General features: G+C 47.8%; 19 protein-coding genes, 2 pseudogenes and 1 riboswitch. Of the genes and pseudogenes, 4 read left to right on the top strand and 17 right to left on the bottom strand.

Annotated features, from left to right (window positions below; genetic code table 11):
• Window positions 1-183 precede the first annotated feature (183 nt).
• The 5 genes from AR333_RS13895 to AR333_RS13875 form a co-directional block, all read right to left on the bottom strand.
• Window positions 184-834 carry a hypothetical protein gene (locus AR333_RS13895; RefSeq protein WP_068775931.1) on the bottom strand — a complete coding sequence of 217 codons (651 nt, stop codon included), beginning with the start codon at window positions 832-834 and terminating at the stop codon, window positions 184-186.
• Between the two features lie 137 nt (window positions 835-971).
• Window positions 972-1,385 carry a GNAT family N-acetyltransferase gene (locus tag AR333_RS13890; protein ID WP_068775930.1) on the bottom strand — a complete coding sequence of 138 codons (414 nt, stop codon included), beginning with the start codon at window positions 1,383-1,385 and terminating at the stop codon, window positions 972-974.
• A gap of 68 nt (window positions 1,386-1,453) precedes the next feature.
• Complete coding sequence (locus AR333_RS13885; RefSeq protein WP_068775929.1) at window positions 1,454-2,080, bottom strand: pyridoxamine 5'-phosphate oxidase family protein; 627 nt, start codon at window positions 2,078-2,080, stop codon at window positions 1,454-1,456.
• 145 nt (window positions 2,081-2,225) lie between these two features.
• Window positions 2,226-2,684, bottom strand: coding sequence for a DUF2663 family protein (locus AR333_RS13880; protein WP_068775928.1), 459 nt, complete (start codon window positions 2,682-2,684; stop codon window positions 2,226-2,228).
• A 42-nt stretch (window positions 2,685-2,726) separates the two neighbouring features.
• The gene (locus AR333_RS13875) at window positions 2,727-3,431 is read right to left on the bottom strand and encodes a DUF4274 domain-containing protein (protein ID WP_253735839.1); all 705 of its coding nucleotides are present in this window, start codon (window positions 3,429-3,431) and stop codon (window positions 2,727-2,729) included.
• A gap of 151 nt (window positions 3,432-3,582) precedes the next feature.
• On the opposite strand from AR333_RS13875, the gene AR333_RS24685 reads away from it, so the two are divergent.
• Entirely contained in the window at window positions 3,583-3,747 is a 165-nt protein-coding gene (locus AR333_RS24685) for a hypothetical protein (RefSeq protein WP_156430916.1), read from the top strand.
• 159 nt (window positions 3,748-3,906) lie between these two features.
• On the opposite strand, the gene AR333_RS13870 is transcribed toward AR333_RS24685, so the two are convergent.
• Together AR333_RS13870 and AR333_RS13865 are read right to left on the bottom strand one after the other, a co-directional pair.
• Window positions 3,907-5,319, bottom strand: coding sequence for an erythromycin esterase family protein (locus AR333_RS13870; protein ID WP_253735860.1), 1,413 nt, complete (start codon window positions 5,317-5,319; stop codon window positions 3,907-3,909).
• 185 nt (window positions 5,320-5,504) lie between these two features.
• Entirely contained in the window at window positions 5,505-6,365 is an 861-nt protein-coding gene (locus AR333_RS13865) for an undecaprenyl-diphosphate phosphatase (RefSeq protein ID WP_068775926.1), read from the bottom strand.
• A 267-nt stretch (window positions 6,366-6,632) separates the two neighbouring features.
• Between AR333_RS13865 and AR333_RS25010 the strand changes: the two genes are divergently transcribed.
• The 3 genes from AR333_RS25010 (at window position 6,633) to serS (ending at window position 8,924) form a co-directional block, all read left to right on the top strand.
• Window positions 6,633-6,788: a hypothetical protein gene (locus AR333_RS25010; protein WP_172798856.1), complete on the top strand. Its 156-nt coding sequence runs from the start codon at window positions 6,633-6,635 to the stop codon at window positions 6,786-6,788.
• Between the two features lie 150 nt (window positions 6,789-6,938).
• A complete protein-coding gene (locus AR333_RS13860) occupies window positions 6,939-7,325 on the top strand; it encodes a hypothetical protein (RefSeq protein WP_068775925.1) in 387 nt (128 codons plus the stop codon).
• 306 nt (window positions 7,326-7,631) lie between these two features.
• The gene (gene serS, locus AR333_RS13855; protein ID WP_068775924.1) at window positions 7,632-8,924 is read left to right on the top strand and encodes a serine--tRNA ligase; all 1,293 of its coding nucleotides are present in this window, start codon (window positions 7,632-7,634) and stop codon (window positions 8,922-8,924) included.
• A gap of 317 nt (window positions 8,925-9,241) precedes the next feature.
• Here serS and AR333_RS25420 read toward each other — a convergent pair.
• The 10 genes and pseudogenes from AR333_RS25420 to AR333_RS13810 all read right to left on the bottom strand — a co-directional run.
• Window positions 9,242-9,832 (bottom strand): annotated as a pseudogene (locus tag AR333_RS25420) (cyclodeaminase/cyclohydrolase family protein); the annotation flags it as partial.
• A gap of 27 nt (window positions 9,833-9,859) precedes the next feature.
• Window positions 9,860-10,720: pseudogene (locus AR333_RS25415) on the bottom strand (bifunctional 5,10-methylenetetrahydrofolate dehydrogenase/5,10-methenyltetrahydrofolate cyclohydrolase); the annotation flags it as partial.
• A 62-nt stretch (window positions 10,721-10,782) separates the two neighbouring features.
• Window positions 10,783-10,864, bottom strand: a riboswitch (ZMP/ZTP riboswitch).
• 69 nt (window positions 10,865-10,933) lie between these two features.
• Window positions 10,934-11,869, bottom strand: coding sequence for a DUF4871 domain-containing protein (locus tag AR333_RS13845; protein ID WP_068775923.1), 936 nt, complete (start codon window positions 11,867-11,869; stop codon window positions 10,934-10,936).
• 4 nt (window positions 11,870-11,873) lie between these two features.
• Window positions 11,874-12,407 carry an RNA polymerase sigma factor gene (locus AR333_RS13840; protein WP_253735838.1) on the bottom strand — a complete coding sequence of 178 codons (534 nt, stop codon included), beginning with the start codon at window positions 12,405-12,407 and terminating at the stop codon, window positions 11,874-11,876.
• A 73-nt stretch (window positions 12,408-12,480) separates the two neighbouring features.
• Window positions 12,481-13,158, bottom strand: a complete 678-nt coding sequence (locus AR333_RS13835; RefSeq protein ID WP_068775921.1) for a DUF4166 domain-containing protein — start codon at window positions 13,156-13,158, stop codon at window positions 12,481-12,483.
• Window positions 13,155-14,087: a DoxX-like family protein gene (locus AR333_RS13830; protein ID WP_156430915.1), complete on the bottom strand. Its 933-nt coding sequence runs from the start codon at window positions 14,085-14,087 to the stop codon at window positions 13,155-13,157. The genes AR333_RS13835 and AR333_RS13830 overlap by 4 nt, the downstream gene beginning before the upstream one ends.
• Entirely contained in the window at window positions 14,062-14,544 is a 483-nt protein-coding gene (locus AR333_RS13825; protein ID WP_068775919.1) for a thiol-disulfide oxidoreductase DCC family protein, read from the bottom strand. Before AR333_RS13825 ends, AR333_RS13830 begins: the two co-directional genes overlap by 26 nt.
• Before the next feature lie 123 nt (window positions 14,545-14,667).
• Entirely contained in the window at window positions 14,668-15,306 is a 639-nt protein-coding gene (locus AR333_RS13820) for a response regulator transcription factor (RefSeq protein WP_068775918.1), read from the bottom strand.
• Window positions 15,293-16,639, bottom strand: coding sequence for a HAMP domain-containing sensor histidine kinase (locus AR333_RS13815; RefSeq protein WP_068775917.1), 1,347 nt, complete (start codon window positions 16,637-16,639; stop codon window positions 15,293-15,295). The genes AR333_RS13820 and AR333_RS13815 overlap by 14 nt, the downstream gene beginning before the upstream one ends.
• Entirely contained in the window at window positions 16,636-17,094 is a 459-nt protein-coding gene (locus AR333_RS13810) for a GNAT family N-acetyltransferase (protein WP_068775916.1), read from the bottom strand. The genes AR333_RS13815 and AR333_RS13810 overlap by 4 nt, the downstream gene beginning before the upstream one ends.
• Between the last annotated feature and the right edge of the window lie 95 nt (window positions 17,095-17,189).

The following is a 17,189-nucleotide window of genomic DNA, read 5'->3' as shown; positions in this document are numbered from 1 at the left end:
TTATGCAGCCATTAATCAGTAAACCTTCTAAATGTAATCCTCACATAAGTACCGGTTATCTTGGCCGGCCACCAGTTGTCAATCGGGGTCGGTAGATCTCGAAGAATGGAGTCATGACAGCACGCGGCGCATAAAAGAATCTCGCCAGGCATACATACTTGTTGTCATTTAACATACTTGTTGTCATTTAGAAGTTAACTTACCCTTATACATGATGTGATCTTCCGTCGATATCTCAATCAACCTGCTGCCCAGCTTTTTGTTATCTTTATAAGCGGTTAATTCAAGTATGGCTTTTTGTGCACGACTGCCTTCAACCAATGGAGTCCAATAAATTGTTGTGCCTGACTTAAATGCTGCTTCCTTGCCTAATCGCTCTATCTTTGAAACAGAAGGATACCACGATAACAGCATCCCCTCTGAGGCTCGTAAACTTATATCGTCCGCATTCTGACAAGTAATAGTTATAGGAAAACCGGGTACATTACTCATAATCAATGAGTATTGACCAATTGGAAATTCTACATCAGGACTCACTATTACAGAAGTACCGTCTGCCGCATAAGCCGTGACTGCAAAACCTTGAAACAAATTAGATAAGACATTGCTCTCTTTCTCTCCCTCCTTAAAAATTATGGGAGTTTCTATGGTAAGGATAAGGATGAGCAGAATCACGCTAGAAGCAATAATTATTCCAACCTTACTCCGAAGTCTATGGGCGACTGTTTGTATACCAGCTGCATTTGATGTGGCTCTAGTAATAATCGTGTTTTTAAACTCTACATCCGCCTTTATTTCATTCATCTCTTTTGCATACTTCGTTCTAAATTCCATCGTCCCATCCTCCCAACATCTTTTCTTTCAGCATTTAATATTTGAACTTCCTTTAATGGAGAGTATGAGGTGGTGCAGTTTAAGCCCTTGTGCCGATCCATACTCTCTTATTTTTTTGCATTCTCAGAATACAATCCTCACCCGTTTGAAGCCCTTCTCATAAACCGGTCAGGCACTCTCTCAAAACCAAACTTTTCATACAATCCATGCGCATCCAGTGTTCCCAGAATACCGTTCAATCCGCGTAAGCGTTCGGATTCTACAATAGTCTGGACGAGATTGGTCCCAATCCCCTGTCCCCTGTATGCTTCATTGATGATGACATCGCAAAGATAATACGTGGTCGCATCATCTGTAATCACTCTGGCAAAAGCAATCTGCTTCTCTGCGTCGTATACTCCGTAACAAAGCGAGTTTTCGATTGATTTAGCGATCGTTTCCTGTGACCGGTTATTAGCCCAGTAACTTTTAGCCAAATAGCCTGCAATAGCATCAATATCCAACCGTTCTTTCTGATCACTAATGGTATAAGAGCCAAATTTCACTTCCATCGAAAATGTGCCTCCTCATTCAATTCTATATTTATTTGCTGCCATAGAATAACCCGGCCGCCCCGGCATCAATACATCCGCCGCTCATAACTTTCCTTCAGGGCCCCGGCAACATCTTCTGCCGTAACATCTTCTTTATTCACGTGAGCAGCGATCATATCCGGGATAGAGGGCAGACTGGCAGGCCAAGAATCCGGTTCCCACAATTTAGATCTCTTAAATGCTTTGGCACAGTGAACAAAACACTCCTGAATCTTGACGCCAATGGCCAGTTTAGGTATTTTACCCTGCGCCTCCATGACTTTCAGTAGTCTGGGGTCCCGGGTCAAATACGCCTCTCCGTTCATTCTGAGCGTCTCCTCCAGCCCGGGGATCAGGAATATCAGGCCCACATGCGGATTGGACAAAATGTTCCGGTAGGAGTTCATCCGTCTGTTCCCCGGGCGCTCGGGAATTACCAGATTATGATCATCCACGATATGCACGAAACCCGCTGCATCTCCTCGCGGGGACACATCGCAATTCCCGTCTGCATCTGAAGTAGATATGAATAACAGCGGGGATTGACTGATGTAATTGCGGCAGTAGGGGTCTAGCTTGTGAATCGTCATGCTGCTGACAATCGGATTCGGATAGCCAAGTAATTCACGCAGCTCCTCTTCCGACTGAATCCGGTTTTCCCTCTCATGAGTCATGTCGATTAACTGCTCCTTCAGTAGTTTTGGAATCAATTAGTATTTTTAATAGTATAAGGGATAGGGTTGGATTATGAAACTAAAAAACTGCCGCTCAGCAGCAGTTTCAGAGGGTTATCATCCGTTAAAATTGTTCTCGATTTTCTCAACTATAGAACCTCAGATTGATATCCATCTGATCTTTTAACAGTTTTGTAATTTCATCACGCAGCTTCGAATCCTCCCTCGATTTCCAGGAAGCGGTTAATTTCAGGAGTGTCTCCGCTCTCAGATCCTCATACTTTTGCTTCTGTTTTTTATACTCTTTGGACAAAGATCCCGAATAAGCGAATAGGGATACGGCCAGCAGAATAAAGATCACAGAAGCAGAGCTGGAACCCAGATAGCCAATCAGGCTAAACACATTACCGGACGAAGCGGATGAAGCTACCTTGATTAACCAGAACATCAAAACAATAATCAAGGTTCCATTCAGGAGCGTTAAACCATTTCTTCTAGATTTAAGTCCGTCTGTTTTCCTTTTGCGGGAAACCAGCTCTTTTAGCATAAATTTGGTATCCTCTGCCACTGGGAATTGATCAATCTGCTCGTTAATCTTACTCACACGCCCCACCTCTGTACAATTGTATGCTTGTATCAGTTAGGCTTATTCGAGGACGGAAGGAAATCTCGCTGCAATCTTGTCTACCAGAGAACGATACGAGTCCTGATACTCCTCTTGGACTTCGTCCAGGCTTCTCCAATAATCCCCGTCAGCGAGATCATACATTTCAATTGCGGTAATTTCCAGACAAGCCGGATGCTCGATTACACCATGCATAGGCTCCAGATCGTCGTCCCAGTTAAAATTCGTAACCCATGCATGCAGCAGCACCGGTGTGCACAGCTCCCTCCATTTCTGTTCCTGTTTCTCTGAATCAGAGAACAGAATTTCATCGAGCAGATTTTTCTCCGCTTCATTCAGAGTTAGTCTGACGGACCCTTTCGTTGCCAGCATGGTATCTGCCAGCGAAGGATAATGCCTTGCCTGGAACCAGTAAGTATGCCGTAATCCCTTCGGATGATCCAGAGAATGCAGTTCATTCAGCAATAGCTCCACCGCTTCTTTGTTCTGGAATTTGATCGCTTTACTCAGTGCAGTTTCATGAAGCTTGTCCCGGATTTCGGGATCGGCGCCCAGTTTAAGCAGGGTTTCGATCATCTCACCATTGGATTTCTGCGTGATTGCATAATGGAGTGCAGTCCGTCCGAATTTGTCCCGTTCGTTCAGATCCGCCTTCTCCGCTGCAAGTTTTACTTGTTCTATAGATTTATTCTTGATCGCTTCATATAGAGATATAGATTCATTCATACTCTTTCTCCTCCAATACGGAACAATTAATGGCGTTAATTATCTCATTAGTTGAAATTCTTGTTTCCCTACGCGGATTTAAAGGAAAAAGCCGGGTAGAATTATGAACTATTATTATATGATATAATGAGTTCCTTAAGGGAGGTGTATCATGCAAAAGGCAATCGTAGTTTATTATCTTACTGAAAAGAAGAATAACTTGAGTGATTTAAATCAACTGTTGCAAGAGGGATGGAAGGTTGTCTCTTCGAGTGCTATGTCAGGTGCGGGTGGCGGTGGAGCCGTTTATTCGCTTGTTACATTAGAGAAAAACTAGGAAACAACGCTTCGGGTTGCAGGACCATTAACAGGAAAAGATCATTGAATTAACCGCCTTTTCGAAGGGCTGTTTTTTGTGGGATAAAACCGCATTAACATAGCCAAACAAAAAGACGTCCGAGTATATCAGACGCCTTTCTATCACCCGTCCCGTCTATTACTTACTGTTTCTTAGATAAGCGGGTGGTTTGACCGTGTCAATCAGTAGAAGCCCGTCATACTGCTCACGAGGAATGAAGCTTTCCGGCATTAATCCCCAATCCAGGGATACTCGAGGGAGATACATCCAGGAGGTGCCCGGGCGGTCCTTCCGGTATTTCATATCGACGAACGTATAAGCATGACCGGCTTCGTGGAGGATATGTTCGAGACTGCCCTCTTCCGGCTTCACAACTTCATACGCCTCCCCCATATTGTTAGCAGCCCTGCCTTGATACATATACAGTCCGATCACGTAACTCTGCTTTTTCAAACGCTCGGGCATAAGGTCTCCCATCAGCTTCAAACCTGAAAAAGGAGAATTCATGATTTTGACATTATTCTTGCGAATATGGTTATTGTGGCCCCAGACAATTATTTTCTTGTCCGGATACAGCTTCTCAGACAGCCAGGTCAGATTGTCTGCCATCATCTTATCACGCTGACGCATGGTCTCCAGAAAAGGCTCCAAATCTTGCTTCTCAAAACCAATGTTACTCCGTATGCTTGCCTCCGTATATTGATTAACCAATTGAATCCGGTTATCCATGACACGTTCGGCGATCTTCAGCAAATGCGGATTGTCAGGGTATACGGCTTGAAGAGATTCGGCATTCCGGGTGAGGAATACTTTCATTTCTTCATAAGTCTTAAGCAGCTCCGGTTTAGCTTTCGCATAGCCTTTCTCATCTTTTCCTGAGCCCCACTCCCCCAGCTCATGATCCGCTTTTACAAAAGCCTCCGCCAGCTTACTATCTTTGCCCGAAAGCCATTCCTTGATAAAAGCCGCATACGGCGATTGAATCTGCATATCGAATCCGGCCAGAATAAGCGGCTTATCCGTACTCAGGCTTTCTTGTATATAAGCGAATAACGGCAAGGTTTCCTCCGACCACCATACTTCGAATATCGAGTTCTTCATTAGCTGCTCCGGGGTTATTTTCTTGGCGTTGGCATAAGCGGCAGATGCGTCTCCCATTCCTGATTCGAATGCAAGAACTTCATAACCGAGCTCCTGGTGCAAGTATTGGATCAGTCTTGTTTTGGACAAATTGTACTCCGCTGCGCCATGCGTATTTTCACCGAGATACACAAGCTTTTTGTCCAGCAATAGAGGTTTAAAAAAGGCTAAATCGTTGAATTTACCGCTGGGGATGGCACCGTTCACCATCTTCTCCGGCTGAATCGAACTTAACGAATACGCATGTTGAATGATCCATTTGGACCAGTTCTTGCTGAACTTTTCAACGGAACTCACGATTGGCGAGGACTCTTCCTTTTCACCGGAAACAGCAGCATGGCTCAAAGACGGGAATAAACAGCCGGCAGCTAATGTAACCGCGAGAATTTTGGCAGCAGAACGTTGGATCACAGACAATGGCGGGACCTCCTAATAAGTTATCCTTCCTTTTTGAACACCTCTATATATTAGTGGATTTAAGTTAAGAACAAGATCCATTCTGTTTAAAATTGGTTTAATTATACTGCGGTACGGATAAATCACGCAAAAAACCCCGTTTCTAATAGAAACGAGGCTCTTTAGCGACTCAACGAATATTACAAAAAGAAAACAACGTAAACGACTGCGGCAAGCACAATACGATAAATCGCAAAAGGAACTAATTTAATGCGGTTAATCATTTTCAGGAAAAATTTCATCGAAATTAAAGCGAACACAAACGCACTGATAAAGCCTGCAATAAAGAAAGGAAGGGCATCGAGCGTGAAATACTGCCAGTTCTTGATTAATGAAAGCAGGCTCGCACCGAACATAATCGGAACCGCCATAATAAACGTAAAATCAGCGGCAGCACGGTGACTCATTCCAAGTATAACGCCCCCGGAAATCGTCGAACCCGAACGGGAGAAGCCCGGCCATAAGGACAGACATTGGATCAATCCGATGGACAGAGCTTGTTTGTATGTAATTTGGTCAACCGATTGAACCTTGGGCTGTTTGGGAGCTACCTTATCGGCAATAATCATGAAGATCGCACCGATCACGAGACCGATCAGCACCGTAGCTGTTGAGAACAAATGATCATCAATGTAATCCTCGAACAGCAAACCGAGCACAGCAGCAGGAATTAAGCCGACAATGACTTGAGCAAGCTTTAAACGTCCTTCTGCCGGAACTTGATCCTGAGCTGCTCCTGAAGCTGTTGTGCCCTTACGGAATCGTCCTAAACCCAGCAAATCTATGAAACGGTTTTTAAAAATAATGACGACGGCCAGAATCGATCCAAGCTGAATCACGACCTTGAAGGTGTTCGCTACATACTTTGTAAGAAATTCTTCGGACTGGAGCCACATATCATCGACGATTACCATATGTCCGGTTGAGGATACGGGAGCAAATTCCGTTAACCCCTCCACAATTCCAAGAATGATCGCTTTTAAGATAGTTACAAAATCCATGCACTAAAATCTCCTTTTCCTCAGTACTGTTACTTCTGTCTGTTCTTACAAATCACGTCTGCCTCCATCTTCTGTCAAAATTCAGGCGCAGTTTGTCCCTTACACATTATACCTACTCCATAGGAAAAAAGAAAAAAATGTTCACCCCCCTGTAAGTAGACGAAACAGCAGCCTCCAAAGACTCATGTATAAAAACGTTTATTTATCGGGCACCCGGGGTATATATAACATAAGAAAGCATCTTGAAAATACAAGGAGGTAAATACAATGAATAAAAAAATGATGTTTACAGCCGTAGGTTTGGGAGCCGCTTATCTGATGAGAAATAAGGATGCACGCGATAAACTGATAGGACAATTTCAGAACTTCGCCACTCAATCTAAATCAACTCCTGCGAGCACAACCCGAACTTCAGTCAATTAGTATATCGGGGCACCCTATCTGATTCAATCAGGTAGGGTGTTTTTTTGTGTGGTTGTAAAGAGGTTGGATATGTAGATTCCCATATTAAAAGATACGATCACCAGAGATTTTTTCTTGTTTTAAATTAATTTATAGAAGGGATGATTCCACATGTATCTCAAGCATTTAAAAAGTCTACTCGTACTTTCAATCTGCCTTTTGGCTTTAACTGGCTGTAAAGAAACGTATACTTTCAATCCCTCTGAAATTAGTAAAGTAACGGCCCAAAAACATGGTAATATAGACACCGCTAAAGATTTAACCGAGGATCAGATTTCCCACTTTATTAAAGCCATTAAGGAAGCCAAAGAAATGACTGATGGCAACAGCAGTGCAATAGGAAGTCCCGATGAACTTATTCTTACGGACAAAAACGGAAAAGCAACCGAAATGCAAGTTTTTTATTACGATTCTACAACCAAATTTTTAGATGGTGACTCTCATTATCAGACCCAAGGTGAAAGTGCCGTGTGGAAAGAACTTGGGCTGCAAAAGTAGAGCGTACGGCCCTGCGTCAAACTTTTTAATCACGAGACTTGCAAGAAGTGTTCTTGCTGAGCTATACTACTAACAATTAAATCGACACCCATTATGCCTGTGAAGAGAATCCAACTCGGAGGCGTTCTCGCCAAGGGAAGACCCACTTCCCTAAGTTAACCGGACCCGCCCGTTACCGCGGAACCAAAGAGGATTAGTCAGCTCAGCTGGCTGGTCAAGTTGGGTGGCACCGCGAGCACAGCGCTCCTCGTCCCAAACGGACGAGGGCGCTTTTTTGTATTTTTATGCGAAAAGGAGTGCGGCGGGATGCTGGACATGAAATGGATTCGTCAGAACAAGAATGAGGTTCAAAAGATCGCTGACTGGAAGGGAATTACCCTTTCGCTGGATCATCTCCTTGCAGTCGATGAACGCAAGAAGAATCTGCAGCAGGATGCGGAGCAGTTAAGACAGGAGCGCAACACCAGGTCAAAAGCCATCGGCCATTTGGTCGCAAGCGGTGATGCAGAAGGGGCACAGCAGATCAAGCTGCATGTAAGAGAAATCAATGAGAAGCTGGCTATGCTCGACCGGGAGCTCGCTAAGGCGCAGCAAGAGCTGGAGCAGCTGATACTGCTCGTCCCGAATGTTGTATCGCCGGATACGCCATATGGCCGCTCGGACGCGGACAATGTGCTTCTCCGGCAAATCGGGCAACCCCGCGAGGCTGATTTCCCGATGCAAGATCACGTGGAGCTCGGCAAGCTCCATGATCTGATGGATATCCCGCGCGGAGTGAAGACGGCGGGATCGCGCAATTATTACCTGAAGGGAGCCGGTGTCCTCCTGCATCGCGCCGTTCAACAGCTTGCGCTTGACCTGCTGGTCAGCAAGAGCTACACCTTGCTCGAAGTTCCGCTGATGGTCCGGACGGACGCGATGTATCATTCCGCTTACTTCCCGCTCGGACAGGACCAGACGTACCGGCTTGCCGATTCCGACAACTGGCTGGCCGGTACGTCGGAAGTTCCGCTCATTGCCTATTACAGCAATGAGATCATTGATCTTCGCGAGCCGGTGAAGCTTGCGGCCGCTTCAACCTGCTTCCGCAGCGAAGTAGGCTCGACCGGCAAAGACGTTCACGGCTTGTACCGTGTCCATCAGTTCGCCAAGGTCGAGCAGGTTGTGCTGTGTGAAGCGGATCAGGCCCTCTCCGATCAGCTGCTGCATGAGATAACGGCCAATGCCGAAGAACTGCTGCAGCTGCTCGAATTGCCCTACCAGGTCATGGCGGTATGCACCGGCGACATGTCGCAGAAGACCTACAAGCAGTTCGACATCGAGACATGGATGCCGAGCCGCCCCGCTTACGGCGAGACGCATTCCTCGTCGAGCCTGCATGATTTTCAGGCGCGCCGCTCGAATATCCGTTACCGGGATGAGAGCGGCAAGCTGCGGTATTGTTATACCTTGAACAATACCGCAGTCGCATCACCCCGGATCCTGATCCCGCTGCTGGAGAACCATCAGCAGGAAGACGGCTCGATCCGGATTCCTAAGGCGCTTCAGCCTTACATGGACGGGAGAGAATTCCTGGTTTCAGCCGCAGCAGATGAATAGTTCAGCTCACCCGCGGGATTAACCCGCTGATATGCAACGAATGACCTCGCACAACCGGCGGCCGATTAGCGGCTATTCGATTCATCAATGAATCCGGAAGATTACCGGAAGCGATGCTGACTAAATCACAACAAAGGAGCCGGCTCATCCATTGAGCAGGCTCCTTTGTCTATTCATCATCATTGACGCCGTACAAGATAGACAACCATAATGCAGAGTCATGAGGCGTATGAATGAGCATTTTTTCACTAATCTGTCATCTGTCATCTGTAATCTGTAATCTGACACCTGGCACCCGCGCCCCACTTCAGCTCCGGTTAAATCAACTCACGGACACGCTGCATCACTCTGCTTTTGATTGCTTCCGCAGACTGAATGAGCTGCTCTCCGCTGTGCTGATAAGCTTGTCTCCGCTCCTCATCTTTGAGGCTGCTCAAATTAATTTCCACAGTCAGCCAGGCAGATTGAGCCGCTGCTTCCAGAGATAGAATCGCGATACCCAGATCAGAGATGACATTCGGATTCGCTTTGTCCGTGATATCCTCCAGAATCTTCATCATTTCCACACAGCGCTGCATCAGCTTATAAGGCACCTCTGCGCTGTTAATAGCAGCCTGCTGAAGTGCTTCGGAACGAACAGTCTTCTCTTCGGAGGTTCCTTTCGGCAGACCCAGTGCATCCATATATGATTGAAAAGAACCAATATCCCGCAGCATAAGCTGTTCGGATTCACGGATTCCCGCCTGCATCTTTTCAACAAGCTGCACCATCTGCTCCTTTACGTCCTGGAATTTGGATCCTTGTGTCAGATTAGCAACCATCGAACCCATAGAAGCACCCATGGCCGCAGAGAGTGCCGCAATACTTCCGCCTCCGGGCGTAGGTGATCCTGAAGCCGCTTTGGATAAAAAGCTCCGAATCGGCAGGTCAAAGCTCACTTCTTCTTCGGTATCCTGCTCCAGTTGATATTTAATGGCATGAATTAAATTCTCAAAGAGAAGCACCGTCGTTAACGTACCCACACCACCCGGTACGGGTGTCATCGCCTGAACCGCTTTGATCGTATCCGGATTCACATCTCCCGTAATACCGGTCTCTGTCTCATTAATACCCGCATCGACTATAACGAGACCCGGATGCACCATAGATGGTTCAATAAGTCCTGCTCTTCCTACGGCTGTAATCGCAATGTCCGCCCCAGCGAGGTGATCGCTCAAATTGACCGTATACGAATGACAGACCGTGACCGTTGCATTCTCCCGGAGAAGAAGCTGCATGAGAGGGCGGCCCACCGTCTCCCCCCGGCCGACCAGAACCACATGTTTGCCCTGAAGCTCGTATCCGTAATGTTTGAGAATCCGGATACATGACTGTGGAGTTGCCGGATACAATCCTTTCTCTCCGGTCATGCAGGCCAGCTTGTTAGCCGAGGAAATCCCATCCACATCCTTGAGAGGGGATATCGCATCCGACAGCTTCTGGACACGAATGTGCTTTGGAACCGGAAGTTCCAGCATAATTCCGTGAACGGCAGGATTATCATTGAGCTGCCGGATTGTTTCCAGCAAATCCTTCTCTGCCACCTCTTCATCAAAAGTAAGCAGCGTAAAACGTACACCCAGCTTAAGCGCAAGCTTTTCTTTGGCTTTGGCATAGTATTCGGAAGCAGGATCTCCTTTGACCAGAATGGTGGTGATATTAGGGGTGATCCCCTGCGCTTTCAATTGATTCACTTCTTCAATAATCGTTGCCGACACGCCGTTGGCCAGTTCCCTGGATTTAAGTGCAATACCCATTTCCAATCCCTCCATTTGTCTTATAAAAACAAAAAAAGTACTTAATGGCATTAACCATTAACTACTTTTGCCCAGGCGTACGGCTCTATCCCCCTTATGCTCCCTCGTGGTATCCCCCACGTTACGCCAGTTACATAAGGTTATTCCTGTACAGTTTATCATAGGAGCATTATTCTTTCTAATAAATTTTAAGAATTAAGCTGCTCCTTCTTATTATTTCACCTCGACCACAATGCTGTCCAGCATTTGTCCGTCGGCATAAGGAAGCAGGCGCCAGACACCCGGCTCAGGAAGCTTCATCAGGGATGGTATCCGGTAAACCCTTTCACTCGAAGCTTCTCCTAGAGAATTAGTTGAAAAAATATCGTAGATCTTCGTTTCTCCCTGTTTTACCGCTTTTACTTGAAAATTCCCGATTGCTTCCCCTTTATTCCACAAGTGCCACATATACTTCTGTGACCGGCCTGCAATAAATGGAGCATCGATAAAGCCCAGCTCGTCTTTCTTCCCTCTTAAAGAATAAATCTCATAGGGAAAAACAGGACTGATCTGCCACGAAGGCTCGCTGACCGAAAGAACTACGTCCGCGTAAGCTTTTCCGTCCAGTTCAATATCATAACGCCAAATTCCGCCAAACGGTAGTCCAAACGAGGTTGTAAATCTCTCCAGGCCTCCATACCCTGAGCTCGCATCTGTGATTTCCTGCGCAGGAGACACCAACAGCTTGGTGCCGCTAATCGGATGCTCAGCCGTAATCGCAAGCCTTTTTCCTTTGAAAGTCGCAAATGGTTCCGTAAAGCTAAAGATGTACCCCATCCTGCGGCCTGCTTCCAAGTAAGGATCCGGGTAAACATTAAGCAGCTCCACTCCTTCTCTCACATACGAATGACGGACACGCAGCTCCTCCTGTTTCACTAGGCCGATCCCGAAGGATTCCATGTTAATATAGCCCCAAGAAGTATAAAGCCCCGCTGCAAGAAGACAACCCGCAATGGTCACGGCTGCTCCCGCATAGCGCAGCTTGCTCTTCTGGAGCTTCGTGCGCTGCATCACCTTGCTTTGGATGGCTTCTGTAAAATGAGAGTTCCTGAAAGGCCGCTCTCTCAGCTTATTCTCCCAAGGCTGTTTCAGATATTCAGAATCCTTCATGTTACTACTCCTCCTCCCGCTGTTCGGCCAGCATGGCGCTCAATTTGTTCTTGGCCCGGTACATGCGCGACTTGACCGTTCCTTCAGAAATCTTTAGCAGCAGGGCAATCTCTTTATTCGGCAGTCCGTAATGATAATGAAGCAGAATGACTTCACGGAATTTGAGCGGAAGCTGAATTACACAGTCCCACAGTTCCTTCGAGGCTATACGGTCGAAAACGACGGTTTCCGGCGAAGGCGACGATTCCGGCCGGTTTGTCAGAACATCAACAAGAATTACTTTGCGAATGAAGGCGGTTTTCAAATAATTCAGCGATTTGTTCCTGGTTATGCTGAGCAGCCAGCTTTTGACGGTAGATTCGCCCCGGAACGTATATAAACGGTTGTAGACGATCAGAAATACATCCTGGGAAATATCATCTGCCGCATGAGATTTGCGCGTAAGAAAATAAGCAAAATTCCAGACGTCCTCTCCATATTCGGCCATAAGATCAGCCAAAACCTGATCGCGGTCGTAACCAGGGGCTAGATCATGCAAGTAATGCCGCTCCAAAAGTATCACCTCTACCAATAAGACCATTCAAATAGGAAATGGTTCCCGATGTGCGCACTTATTCCCGAAATTCCTCCCGGAGCGGTTTCACGTCCAGTGGAATGAAGGAAGGCTGCGTTTCGATAAAATGCGCCCGGAAGGTGCCTTTGTATTGAAAAACAGTCCCCAGAATCGGATTCGTGACCTCAACCGAAATGCGGTATCGTTCGATGTCCTCATCATACCATTCGCAAACATCCGCCGTACCCGTGAATATCCGCGGAAACCTGAAACCGAGCCAGCCTTCGTAGAAACGCTGATCGCCGGAGCGGATACGGATCCCCTGATTTGGGGCTGCCGCTATCTCCAAATCGACCGCCAGATGCTGTTTGTTGCCCAAATAATCTACAATCCCCTGCCGCTGCGAACTGTAGATCATGGTAGCGTCAAAATGCCGAATCATACCCGGAAATTTAAATTTACGAATCCAGGTTACGGTTTCCCTGCCATAGCTGTCCTGGTAAGCGTAATTCTCTATCGTAAAAGGAATGCCGCTGCCTCCCTGCGGAAACATGATATGGCGGGTTGTGCCCAGAAGCAGCGGGAGAGCGGCCCACTTGCTGAACCAGATCCGCTCCATGACTCCTTGACCAATGGAGGCTGTCCGGTCGGAGCTGCAGAATCCGAAGCGCTCCTGAATGCGCGGATGCAGGCTCTTAAAAGCAGGGCCTAACGCCAGCTCATAGATGGACGTCACGTTTCATCACACTCCTTCGCAGAATGATCGGGCCTGCGCTTGCAGCGCCCCGCCTGCGGAATTCCATCTGTGGACCGGCAGGCCAGCAGGCAGAAGCCAATCATCGAACCGCTCAAAGTCACAGGTCCGAAAGGGGCTTGCAGCAGCGCCGGGCTGTGAATGAGCGCAGCAGCCGCAAGCAGGACAAGCACCGTGATCTGGGCCGTGTACGCCCATCTGCGCCGGTGCAGCCAGAGTGCCAGCCCGCCGGCTGTGATTTGCGCAGCGCCGAGCAGAGCAAGCGCCGGCCGCTCGAATCCGCCGAGCCAGCCCGTCGCCTGCAGCAGGGCAAGTTCCCCGCCTTCCGGATACAGAAGCTTGGGAACCAGGCCCTGCCACCCCCACAGCAGCGCAAGCATGAGCACGCTGAAGTAGTGAAGCACCGCCCGCTGGATCGTGACTGCAGGGGGAATGCGCAGCTCCAGCCAGATACGCAGCAGGTCAAAGCTCCACGCTGTTGCATAACCGAACAGCGGACGGAACAGCAGCGCGTCGAACCAGCGGCCTGCGGCTCCGAAGCGCGTCTGGTAGCCGTACTGCGTCAGAAAGGTGACTCCGACCTCTGACTCCGTATACTTCCAGTATCCGCTGCCTTCACGGATCAGGGACAGATGCTGACCGGAGCCGAATTTCAAGGTAGAGATCCGCTCGCCGGACGCAGGGCGGATCAAGCTCCTTGTGGCTCCTGTACCCGAGATGTCGAGCCCGAATCCGATCCTTGTGCGGTATAGGAACTGCTGCGGTTCTTCCGCGCTGCGTCTTGGCAGGTACGTGATCTCGGAGAATCGGAGATCCCACTGCTGGTGCAGCTCCGGTGTCTGGGTATGCTTCCAGATCGTGTCCAGATCTGTACCGATTGTAAGTTCAACGTAAATCGGTTTTCTTTTCAAAGCCGGCAGCCTCCCCGGGTTCATCTTCCAGAAATCTTTGCTTATGTTCTTCGGTCAGCAGCATGCAAGCCTCATTCCTTCCGAACCAGCGGTAACGTCCTTGCGCTATCACGTCATAGACTTTGTCGCGCAGCAACAGCGGGAATATAATACCGCCGTACAGCAGAGGCCACATTCCTCGAAGCTCTTTGAATACGCGCAAAGCCGCATCGGATTTGATATAGGAGTTGTCGTCTTTCACCATCACGAACGTATCCAGATCATTCTGCGACAATCCGCATCTGGCCAGAAGCTTTTGCCCGGCTGCGGATTGAATGGAAGCGAAGCGGAACCGCATGCCTGGATCACGCCGGATAACAAACCGTGTTATGGCATGACACAAACTGCATTGGCCGTCGATCAGCAGAATAATGGGAGTAGAGCTTATGGTTTGCTTCCTCTGATATGAATGCTTCATCGTTATCCCTCCCTCTCCCTTCTATTGTAAACCGGCGCTCCTCACCGCATCAGAACCATCTTTTATAGAACGCATCAAAAAAAGGTACTACGTTTTGTAGTACCCTGCCTTTATCCGGTTCGCTTATTCTCTTTTTTTACCACGGAACAATCCTCTGCGCCTGACTTTTTCAACGGCCTCTTTACTGCTGGCTGCGCCGAGTTTTTTGAGCATTTTGTTCACCTGGTTCTTCAGTGTGCTTTCCGCCTTCACCAGCTTTTTCTCAATCTGGGACTGTGTATAGCCCTCTTCAATCAGCTCAAACACTTCCCGTTCGGCAGCCGTCAGTTCCTTGAGCTGCTCCTCTCTCTTAAGCCTGGCATATTCCTTAAGCAGCGCCTCCATGGCAAAAGGATGATGATGCGCGCTCCGGATTGCATGAGGAAGCTCTGCAAATCTGGTTTTATCAATGTAATTTACAGCTCCTGCCGTAAATGCCTGTCTGATGACTTCTTCATCGTTTACCGACGTAAGCATGATGATCTTGGCCGGATGGATCTCATGAATCTCGATAGCCGTGTAGATTCCGTCCAAACCCATTTCTGTAAGATGAATGTCCATCAGCACGACATCAAATACAAGAGTACCTGCAAGCCGGATAGCTTCCTCCGGACTGGATGCTGCGCCGACTATCAGAATGTCCGGTTCTCTGTTCAGAAAGGCGGTCATGGCCTTAATCCAATCAGGATCATCTTCTACAAGGAGCACTTTAATGTGACTCATTCTCAGCCTCCCTGCTGCTTTCGGCGATTTTTTTACGCGGATAATTAAGCGTCACAACTGTACCCGCCCCTTCCCGGCTATTCACAACAACCGAACCTCCGCTTTGCTGCATCACATTGTATACGTAAGATAGGCCGAGACCGAAATTCCGTGACCGGTTCTTGGTACTGTAGAACGGCTCGAAGACCTGCGTGAGCTGATCTGCCGGAATTCCCTTACCTGTATCGTGAAACGACAGGGAAACACCTTTGCTGCCTGATTCAAGCTTAATCGTGATTGTGCCGCCATCCGGCATCGCTTCGCCTGCATTCGCCAGAATGTTGCCGATGACTTCTTTCATATGTATAGCGTCACAGACCACAACCGGATGAGTCATAAAATTTCTTTCTATTACGATTGCGCCATTGCCCTGCTGCCTCATATAGTCAGAAACACAGACATCTGTCAGTTCGGCAAGTCTGCACGGATGCGGCTCCACTACAATATCCTTCGTCTGGCTGTGGATACGGTTAACCATCGCGAGCATATGCCCCGATGCTTTTTCAATCATAGCCAGATGCGCTTGTGTTTGTTCATCCGCTTCACCGATGCTATGCTTCAAGTTAACGGTACTGATAGCAATCTTGCCCAATTCGTTCTTGATCGTATGATTGAGCAAAGTCGTGCCCGAACTGACGGCTTTCATCGTACTGTCCAGCGGTTCTCTCTCAAACCGGAGCCGTACTCCCAGAACCCCGTAAAGAAACACGCCAAGAATGGCAACCACAAATGAGTAGATCATAAATACGGAGATGTAGCCGAAAAAATCAAAATCCGGCGAGATCACCTTGGCAATATTAATAAACACCAGGACGGCAAGAAGAGTCGGCACAATAATTATCGTGGTGATCAGACGGTTCCTCTTCCTCCAGCGGTTCTCTTCCGACCACAGCGAAGCCAGCAGAAGATAACAGGATGCCAGATAGTATGGAGCCGTCCATAGAAGCAGTAAGCCGAAATCCAGCTCCAAAACCGGCACCAATGGCGTGATCGCCAGCATCAAGAGAACGGGAAGCACCAGCGTCCCTTTTAACCGGAGTCTTGCAGCTTTGCGTGATACTTTACCCGAATACACGATACAAAAGACCAAAACCCCGTAAGGCGTGAGCGTATGATTCAGAAGCTGTGCAGTATCTCCAAGCCTTGGCAGTCCGGTCTGATAGAAAGTGTCCGCAACGCCTCCTACAGAAGCGCTCATCAGAAAAAACGCGGCCCAGCGGTTGGTTTCATTTCTAACGTTGCTGAAAAGCAGGATTAGCGCCGCCGCCAGCAGCGCGATAAAATAATAAATCATACTTTCAAGAAATAATGCAAGTACTCCTCGTCTTTGACAAATCCGTGTTGTTCATATAGACGCTGTGCCCGCTCGTTATCCAGAGCTGTCGCCAGTTCAAGCCCTTTGCCTCTCATTTGCGCCGTATAGTCTCTGGCGGCTTCAAGCAGCAAGTGACCCACACCTTGTTTCCTGTACTCTTCTTGCACGTAGAGATCATTCAGGAGATAAGAACGCTCAAGCGAAATCGATGAGAACACCGGATAAAGCTGTGTAAATCCCGCCAATCTGTTCTGCAGAACATCTTGAACTATGAAAATGACCGATTCCCGGTGCTCATAGCGGTCGAATAGAAATTGCCTTGCGCGTTCCACATCCGAATCCTGTCCATAGAAAATCCGGTATTGGTTAAAAATCTCCGCAACTTCATTCAAATCGCCGATCGTGGATTGTCTGACTTCAAAATTGACTATCATCGCTTTTCATTCCTTTTATTAATAGATTGTATATTGAAGAATCTTGGAAAAAAAATCCTTCACAATAGCATGAAATAAATTCATTCCATACACCA

Origin of the sequence: Paenibacillus sp. FJAT-26967 (assembly GCF_001541095.1) — a bacterium.
Lineage (GTDB): Bacteria > Bacillota > Bacilli > Paenibacillales > NBRC-103111 > Paenibacillus_F.
The sequence above is the reverse complement of the archived record's forward strand: the minus strand, read 5'-3'. Positions and strand labels throughout refer to the sequence as shown.